This window comes from Hyphomonas sp., assembly GCF_037969335.1.
GTDB lineage: Bacteria > Pseudomonadota > Alphaproteobacteria > Caulobacterales > Hyphomonadaceae > Hyphomonas.
Genome location: NZ_JBBKXE010000166.1, coordinates 1 through 7,281, shown reverse-complemented (window position 1 = coordinate 7,281; position 7,281 = coordinate 1). Strand labels below are relative to the sequence as shown.

Here is a 7,281-nt window from a genome sequence, read left to right as displayed (position 1 = left end):
CCGCCCCGCGCGCTGCAGCCCGCCAGCAACAGGAAGGCGGATACAAGGCCGGCCAGTCGCATCATCGCCTCGACGTCCTATTCAGCATCCTGCGGCAGGACCACGGCGGCCGGTTCGGTGACCGGCGTCCCTTGCGGACGGTCCATGCTGGGCGCCAGCGTCTCCGGATTGATCGGATACGCCCCGACGCCGAGACTGACGAAACCCACTTCAGGCGCCTCATCGATCACGATATTCACCGTCTGTGCCTCTGCGCCCGGCCAGTGCGTCACGCCATCGCTGACGATCGCGGGCAGCGCGCCGCCCAGCGCTTCTGCCAGCGGCGCCAGCATGCCTTGCGGGGCGGTGCCGCCGCCCGACCAGCGATTGTTACGCACCACAATATCGCGCGGCAGCGGATTGTAGCGCTCATCCGTGAACGGCTCGGTATAGGCCGTGAGCAGGACATGCGCCGAACGATTGTCGGCAAATTCATTGTCGAACACGTGCACGTCGCGATTGGCCAGGATGATCACGCCCGTGCCCGATGGCACGCCCGCAACGATATTCCCCGCGGGCGCAAAATTGCGCGTATTGTTGTGCACGATCTGGTTGTTGAAAATCCGCGTCGAATGTCCGCCGATGACCGGCAGGTCAGGCAGGTCGAACACAAGGATGCCGCCCGTATTGTCGCGGGCAATATTGCCGTAGACGTCGGCATTGTTCGAGTTCTCGATCTCGATGCCCGCCACGTTGAACTCGGCCAGCGAATTGCGCACGATGATGTTTTCCGACTGGCCGACATAGATCCCGGCATCGGAGGCCCCGCGCACGGTCACGTTCTCGACCAGCACGTTGCGCGATTCCACGGGATAGACGCCATAGGCGCCATTGCCTTCGTCAGGCTCGCCTGACCAGTCGACCGTGATGTCGCGATAGACAATGCCGTCAGCGCCCTTGGACTTGATCCCGTCGCCCTTGGTGTCGCGAATGCCGAACGCCATCAGGGTCACATTGTCGGAGGTCACCAGCAGGCCTTCGCCCGCGCCGGTCTGCCCGGCAAAATCGAGAATGGTCTTGTCCTGACCGGCGCCCAGAACCGTTACGCCGTCAACATCCAGCGACAGGCCCGTGGTCAGGTTGAACACACCTTCGGGCAGCCGGACCGTATCACCCGGCTTGGCTTCGATGAGCGCAGTCTGGAGATTGGTGGCAAAGTCGCCTTCGGCAGACACGACAGCCGGCAGCGCAGGCGCTTCAGCCTTGGTCTCGGGCGCAGGTTTCGGGCTGCACGCCACCAGCGCCAGCAGGGCCGCAGCCGCAGTCCAGGTTCCATGATATTTCATTGCCGTGTCCTCCCCGGTTTATTTTATGACACAAGTGTCAACTTCAAACCGGGGAAAAGCAAGGGGTGGTTAAGCCGGCGTCAGTGTACGCTGAGCGGCTTCAGGTCATTTGCAAGCGCTGCAGCAAAGGCGGCTTCGCGGCCTTCAACAACCGCGAGGCGTACGCCGTCGGCTGACAGGACCACAAAGAGTTCATCCGGATCATTGATCTGGTTGACTTCATTTGCGGGCAGAAGGCTCTGCAATTCGTCCGCATCCAGGTGGCGGATGTAGACGAAGGCGTCGCTTTCAAACGGGTTTGTTCTCAGTTCAGTCGTCATCATTCCAATCCTTTCCGTCACAAGACAGATACCGAACGCCAAGAGCCGGTGACTGTGCCGTCAAGAGGCGGACCCTTCGTTCAGGTTCAAGATGGGGGAGCAATATGGCCGCTTCAAGCGCCGGGATGTGGCGGAAGTGAGATAGTGTTCACAAATAAGTGACGGCAAGCCAGCGCATTGCACGGTTAACACGCCCGTCATGCAATTGCGGAAACAGGCCGAATACCGGTTCGTGCGAGCGGCAAAGCCGCGACACGAAACCTGCCGGAACAGCCCTGAGCCCGGTTCATGTGAGGCGCAAAGCGCCGATACGGAACCTGCTGAATCAAGAAAGAATGGTGGAGCCAGACGGAATCGAACCGACGACCTCTTGCATGCCATGCAAGCGCTCTCCCAACTGAGCTATGGCCCCATTCTGGGAAGGGCGAGAAGTAGACGCGCCGGGCGCGCCTTTCAAGCCCTAATCTTCATCCTCGTCGAGCACGAGCGGATCATCGTCATCATCGTCGTCATCGACGCTGAACGCATCATCATCGTCATCAGCGAGAACAGCATCATCGTCGTCGTCATCGTCGACGCCTTCCTCGGTGAAGCCGGCCGGCACTTTCGAGCCGGTCGTCTCTTCCTCGTCGTCCTCGGACGCGCCTTCAAGGATCACTTCGGCTGCTTCGCCGCCGAGTTCCTTGGCATCTTCCTCGTCGTCGACTTCGTCTTCGTCGTCGTCATCGCCGCCCTTGCCCTTGGCGGCAACGTCCTCGTCGTCTTCGTCATCATCGTCGTCATCGTCGGACTTGACGGCGGCGCGGGCAGCTTTTGCCTTCACCTTCGTGATCGTGGTCTTGATGACCTCGTCCTCAGGATCGAATTCATTACCGCATTTGGGGCAAACAGCGGGGCGTTTGTGGAGGTCGTAAAAGCGGGCTTCGCAGTCTGGGCAGACTTGCTTGGTTCCGAGTTTGTCTTTCGACACGGGGCGGCTCCCTCCGGAGTTTCATTGATTTTGGTCTGGGCGGGCGCTTGCCATGAACGCCGCGCGCTGTCAAAGCCCGAATTCATGTAAGAACAGTGCAATCGGAATCTTCCCATGGTCTGGACCAGCCGCCCCGTCAGCCGCCTGCAGGGCATTATCCGCGCCCCGGGCGACAAATCCTGCAGCCACCGCGCCCTCATCATGGGCGGGATCGCCAGCGGTACCAGCCACTTCTCCGGCCTGCTCGAAGGGGACGATGTCCTGCGCACCGGCGCCGCCATGGCCGCGCTCGGCGCCACCGTCACGCAAACGGGGGCCGGCCAATGGCAGGTCACCGGCACCGGGAATAGCGGCCTCACTTCGCCCGCCGCCCCGCTCGACTTCGGCAATTCCGGTACCGGATCGCGCCTGATGATGGGCCTGATGGCCGGTTATGAGCTCAGCGCCGAACTCTGCGGCGATGCCAGCCTCAGCGCCCGGCCGATGAACCGCATCCTCGCCCCGCTGCGCCTGATGGGCCTGACCGATACGGCCAAGCCCGATGGTCGCCTCCCCTTCCGCCTGACCGGCACGCCCGCCCTCAAGGCCATCACCTATGCGCCGCCGCAGGCCTCGGCGCAGGTCAAGTCCGCCGTCCTGCTGGCCGGCCTCAATGCGCATGGCACGACGATTGTCGAAGAGGCCAAGCCGACGCGCGACCATACCGAGCGCATGCTGCGCGGCTTCGGCGTCGAAATTGGCGTCACGCGCGGCGCCGGGCAGGCCCGCACGATTTCGCTGGTCGGCGGGCAGCGCCTGTCGGCCATTGAGGCTGCTATCCCGGGCGACCCTTCGTCTGCCGCTTTCCTGATCGCGGCGGGACTGATTTCACCGGACGGCAATGTCATGGTCGAGGGCGTGATGTCCAACCCGACCCGGTCCGGCTTCTTCGACATGGCTGAACTGATGGGCGCACGCCTCGGCGCGGAAGACACTGACGAGGCCGCAGGCGAACGCCTGATCGACATCCAGTCCGGCAGCGCCGCCCTGATCGGCCGGTCCGTGCCGGAACGGCTGGTGCCGGCCATGATCGATGAATTCCCGATCCTCGCCGTGCTCGCGGCCTTCGCCACCGGCACGACAATCGTCACCGGCGCCGAGGAATTGCGCGTCAAGGAAACCGACCGGGTGAAAGCTGTGGTCGACATGCTGCGCGCCAATGGCGTCGAGGCCGAGGAGCGCGAGGACGGTTTCGCGGTCCAGGGTTGCGGCGGCCCGCCGCCCGGCGGCGGCCTGGTCGAAACCCGCCACGATCACCGCATCGCCATGAGCGCCCTCATCATGGGTACCGCCTCGCAAAAGCCGGTCAGCGTCGATGACGTGTCCATGATCGCGACAAGCTATCCGGACTTCCTCGCCCACATGGCCACACTCGGCGCGAATATCTCCGAAGGCTGAACTTCCCTTGCGGCAAACTTGACGGCGACACTGGCGACGCGATTGTCGGGGAATGACATCACTTCATTCTCCTCTCCCGCTCGCCCATGGCCCGGCCATGAAAAATCGCTTCATGCTGGCGCCGCTCACGAATTCGCAGAGCCACGCGGACGGTACGCTCAGTGACGACGAGTTCCGATGGCTCACGATGCGGGCCGAAGGCGGCTTCGGCCTGACCATGACCTGCGCGGCCCATGTCCAAGCGGTCGGCCAGGGCTTTCCTGGCCAGCTCGGCATCTTCGATGACAAGCACTTGCCCGGACTGTCCCGCCTCGCCGAGGCTATCAACAAGACCGGCAGCCATTCCGTCGTCCAGCTACACCATGCTGGCATGCGCTCGCCGAAAGAGCTGATCGGCGAAACGCCACATTGCCCGTCCGAGAATACCGAATTCGGGGCGCGCGCAATGTCCGGCGACGAAGTCAGGCGCTCGTTCGATGCCTTCGTCGCTGGCGCTAAGCGCGCCGAGACGGCAGGCTTCCATGGCGTCGAATTGCATGGAGCGCATGGCTACCTGATCGGCCAGTTCCTCAGCGCGGAAGTGAACCAGCGTGACGACGAATATGGCGGGCCTTATGAGAACCGCGTGAAATTCCTGAAGGAGATGGTCGATGCGGTGCGTGCCGAATGCGGCAAGGACTTCTCGCTTGGCGTGCGACTCTCGCCAGAGCGGTTCGGGATGGACCTCATGGAAATCCGCCGTCTCGCCGGAGAACTCATGGTGTCCGGCAAGCTCGACTATCTCGACATGTCGCTGTGGGACGCGTTCAAATTGCCGGTGGACGAAGCTCACCAGTCGCGCAGCCTGCTCGGCTGGTTCACCGACCTGCCGCGAGGGGACTGCCGCCTCGGCGCAGCCGGCAAGCTGACGACAGGCGCCGCCTGCCAGAAAGCGCTGGATGATGGGCTGGATTTCGTCGTCATCGGTCGCAGCGCAATCCTCCATCACGATTTCCCGAAAAAGCTCGAAGCCGATCCGGATTTTACGCCCATCGCCCTGCCCGTGCCAGAGGAACATCTTCGTCAGGAAGGGCTTGGCGACGCTTTCGTCAGTTACATGAAGACGTGGAAGGGCTTCGTCCAGGAATCAGCCTGAACCGGCCCCCCCACGCCCGAAAACCCGCCATCGACCGCCAAGCGCCCCACCCGGCGTCGCACCTGCTTGACAATACCGGGGCCTTCGCTCACTTCCCGCGGTCATGATCATCGCCATCGACGGAACCACGGCCTCAGGTAAAGGCACGATCGCGAAACGCCTCGCGGCGCGCTATGGCCTGCCGCATATGGACACCGGGCGCCTCTACCGCGCCACGGCCGTTGCCGCGATCAAACAGGGCGTCGCACTGGATGATGCCGCCAGGCTTGCGACCATCGCCGCCCGCCTGGACCTGACCCATTTCGATGAAGCCGAGCTGCGCACCGGCGAAGCCGGCAAGGCGGCCAGCAAGGTCGCCGTGATCCCCGAAGTCCGCCAGGCCCTGTTTGACCTGCAGCGCGCCTTTGCCATTCAGGCCTCTGGCGCCCTGCTCGACGGACGCGATATCGGCACGGTGATCGCGCCCGACGCCGATGTGAAGCTCTGGGTCGACGCCAATGTCGAACAGCGCGGCTACCGGCGCTGGCGGGAATATCTCGGCTACGGGCAGGCCATCACGCTTGAAGAGGTCGTCAAGCAGCTGCGTATCCGTGATGAACGCGACCAGTCGCGCAAGGATGCCCCGGCCACGATCGCAACAGATGCGGTCTTGATAGATACGACTGATCTGACTATAGACGCCGCAGTGGAGAAGGCGATTGCAGCCGTTGAGGCCGTTCTCGCTCGTGGAAAGACCGTCTGAAGGGCCTCACAAGGGCTCAAATCCAAACAGATGGTACCGCTCTGAAGATGACAGACCACTCTAACGGGTCGTTCCGACGCGGGCTGCAATGGTGCAAGCCCGCCTTGAACCGTTCGCCCCGTCCCCGGAGACCAAATGACTGAAAAGATGAACCCATCAACCGACGATTTCGCGGCAATGTTCGAATCGTCCGCTGCCGCGGGCGCAATGCAGGAAGGCCAGGTAATTCCGGCCACCGTCATTCGCATCGAGAACGAAAACGTTCTCGTCGATATTGGCCTCAAGACCGAAGGCCGTATCCCGACAAAAGAATTCGCACTCGAAGATGAGCAGCCCAAGCCCGGCGACATCATCGACGTGTATCTCGACCGGATCGAGAATGCTCTCGGCGACGCCGTCCTCTCGCGCGACAAGGCCCGCCGCGAAGAGCGCTGGATCAAGCTCGAGCGCAGCTTTGCCAAGGAAGAGCCCGTCAAAGGCGCTATTTCCGGACGCGTCAAAGGTGGCTTCACGGTCGACCTCGGCGGCGTCAACGCCTTCCTTCCCGGCAGCCAGGTGGACATCCGCCCGGTCCGCGACGTGGGTCCGCTCATGGGCGAGATCCAGCCATTCGCGATCCTCAAGCTCGACCGCACCCGTGGCAACATCGTTGTCTCGCGCCGCGCCATCCTTGAAGAGAGCCGTGCTGAACAGCGTGCCGAGATCGTCTCGGACATGAAAGAAGGCGACGTCCGCAAGGGTATCGTCAAGAACATCACCGATTACGGTGCGTTCGTGGACCTCGGCGGCATCGATGGCCTGCTGCACGTCACCGACATGAGCTGGAAGCGCATCAACCACCCGTCGCAGGTTGTTGAAGTCGGCCAGGAAGTCGAAGTGCAGATCGTCAAGATCAACCCAGAAACCCAGCGTATCTCGCTCGGCATGAAGCAACTCGGTTCCGACCCATGGGACGGCATCGACTCGCGTTATCCGGTCGGCGCCCGCCTCAAGGGCCAGGTCACCAACATCACCGACTATGGTGCATTCGTGGAACTGGAAGACGGCGTCGAAGGCCTGATCCACGTCTCCGAAATGAGCTGGACCAAGAAGAACGTGCATCCCGGCAAGATCCTGTCCACGACACAGGAAGTTGACGTGGAAGTCCTGGATGTCGACAGCGACAAGCGCCGCATCTCGCTCGGCCTCAAGCAGACCATGGACAATCCATGGACCGCATTCGTCGCCGACAACCCGGTCGGTTCCGAAATCGAAGGCGAAGTCCGTGGCATCACCGAGTTCGGCCTGTTCGTGGGCCTCGGCCCCGACCTCGACGGCATGGTGCACATCAATGACATCGCTTGGGACAAGTC

Annotated in this window: 7 protein-coding genes and 1 tRNA gene; 4 read left to right on the top strand and 4 right to left on the bottom strand. The window is 62.6% G+C overall.

The features are described from left to right. Positions 1–77: 77 nt before the first annotated feature. The 4 genes from AADA04_RS12400 to AADA04_RS12385 form a co-directional block, all read right to left on the bottom strand. Entirely contained in the window at positions 78–1,325 is a 1,248-nt protein-coding gene (locus AADA04_RS12400; RefSeq protein WP_340693586.1) for a parallel beta-helix domain-containing protein, read from the bottom strand. An 80-nt stretch (positions 1,326–1,405) separates the two neighbouring features. Next, positions 1,406–1,645: a DUF1150 family protein gene (locus AADA04_RS12395; protein ID WP_340693585.1), complete on the bottom strand. Its 240-nt coding sequence runs from the start codon at positions 1,643–1,645 to the stop codon at positions 1,406–1,408. A gap of 336 nt (positions 1,646–1,981) precedes the next feature. Continuing rightward, positions 1,982–2,057, bottom strand: a tRNA-Ala gene (locus AADA04_RS12390). Between the two features lie 48 nt (positions 2,058–2,105). Next, positions 2,106–2,615, bottom strand: a complete 510-nt coding sequence (locus AADA04_RS12385) for a TIGR02300 family protein (protein ID WP_340693584.1) — start codon at positions 2,613–2,615, stop codon at positions 2,106–2,108. A 114-nt stretch (positions 2,616–2,729) separates the two neighbouring features. Between AADA04_RS12385 and aroA the strand changes: the two genes are divergently transcribed. The 4 genes from aroA to AADA04_RS12365 form a co-directional block, all read left to right on the top strand. Then, entirely contained in the window at positions 2,730–4,052 is a 1,323-nt protein-coding gene (aroA, locus tag AADA04_RS12380; protein ID WP_340693583.1) for a 3-phosphoshikimate 1-carboxyvinyltransferase, read from the top strand. Positions 4,053–4,104: 52 nt separating this feature from the next. Next, the gene (locus AADA04_RS12375) at positions 4,105–5,187 is read left to right on the top strand and encodes an NADH:flavin oxidoreductase (RefSeq protein WP_340693582.1); all 1,083 of its coding nucleotides are present in this window, start codon (positions 4,105–4,107) and stop codon (positions 5,185–5,187) included. Between the two features lie 103 nt (positions 5,188–5,290). Then, positions 5,291–5,929, top strand: coding sequence for a (d)CMP kinase (gene cmk / locus AADA04_RS12370; protein WP_340693581.1), 639 nt, complete (start codon positions 5,291–5,293; stop codon positions 5,927–5,929). A 135-nt stretch (positions 5,930–6,064) separates the two neighbouring features. Beyond that, the coding region (locus tag AADA04_RS12365; protein WP_340693580.1) for a 30S ribosomal protein S1 at positions 6,065–7,281 on the top strand (1,217 nt) is incomplete at its 3' end.

Bases quoted from the DNA above. Each gene is read 5' to 3' on its own strand.
- AADA04_RS12400 (WP_340693586.1), bottom strand. From the start codon at position 1,325: ATGAAATATCATGGAACCTGGACTGCGGCTGCGGCCCTGCTGGCGCTG.
- AADA04_RS12395 (WP_340693585.1), bottom strand. From the start codon at position 1,645: ATGACGACTGAACTGAGAACAAACCCGTTTGAAAGCGACGCCTTCGTC.
- aroA (WP_340693583.1), top strand. From the start codon at position 2,730: ATGGTCTGGACCAGCCGCCCCGTCAGCCGCCTGCAGGGCATTATCCGC.
- AADA04_RS12375 (WP_340693582.1), top strand. From the start codon at position 4,105: ATGACATCACTTCATTCTCCTCTCCCGCTCGCCCATGGCCCGGCCATG.
- cmk (WP_340693581.1), top strand. From the start codon at position 5,291: ATGATCATCGCCATCGACGGAACCACGGCCTCAGGTAAAGGCACGATC.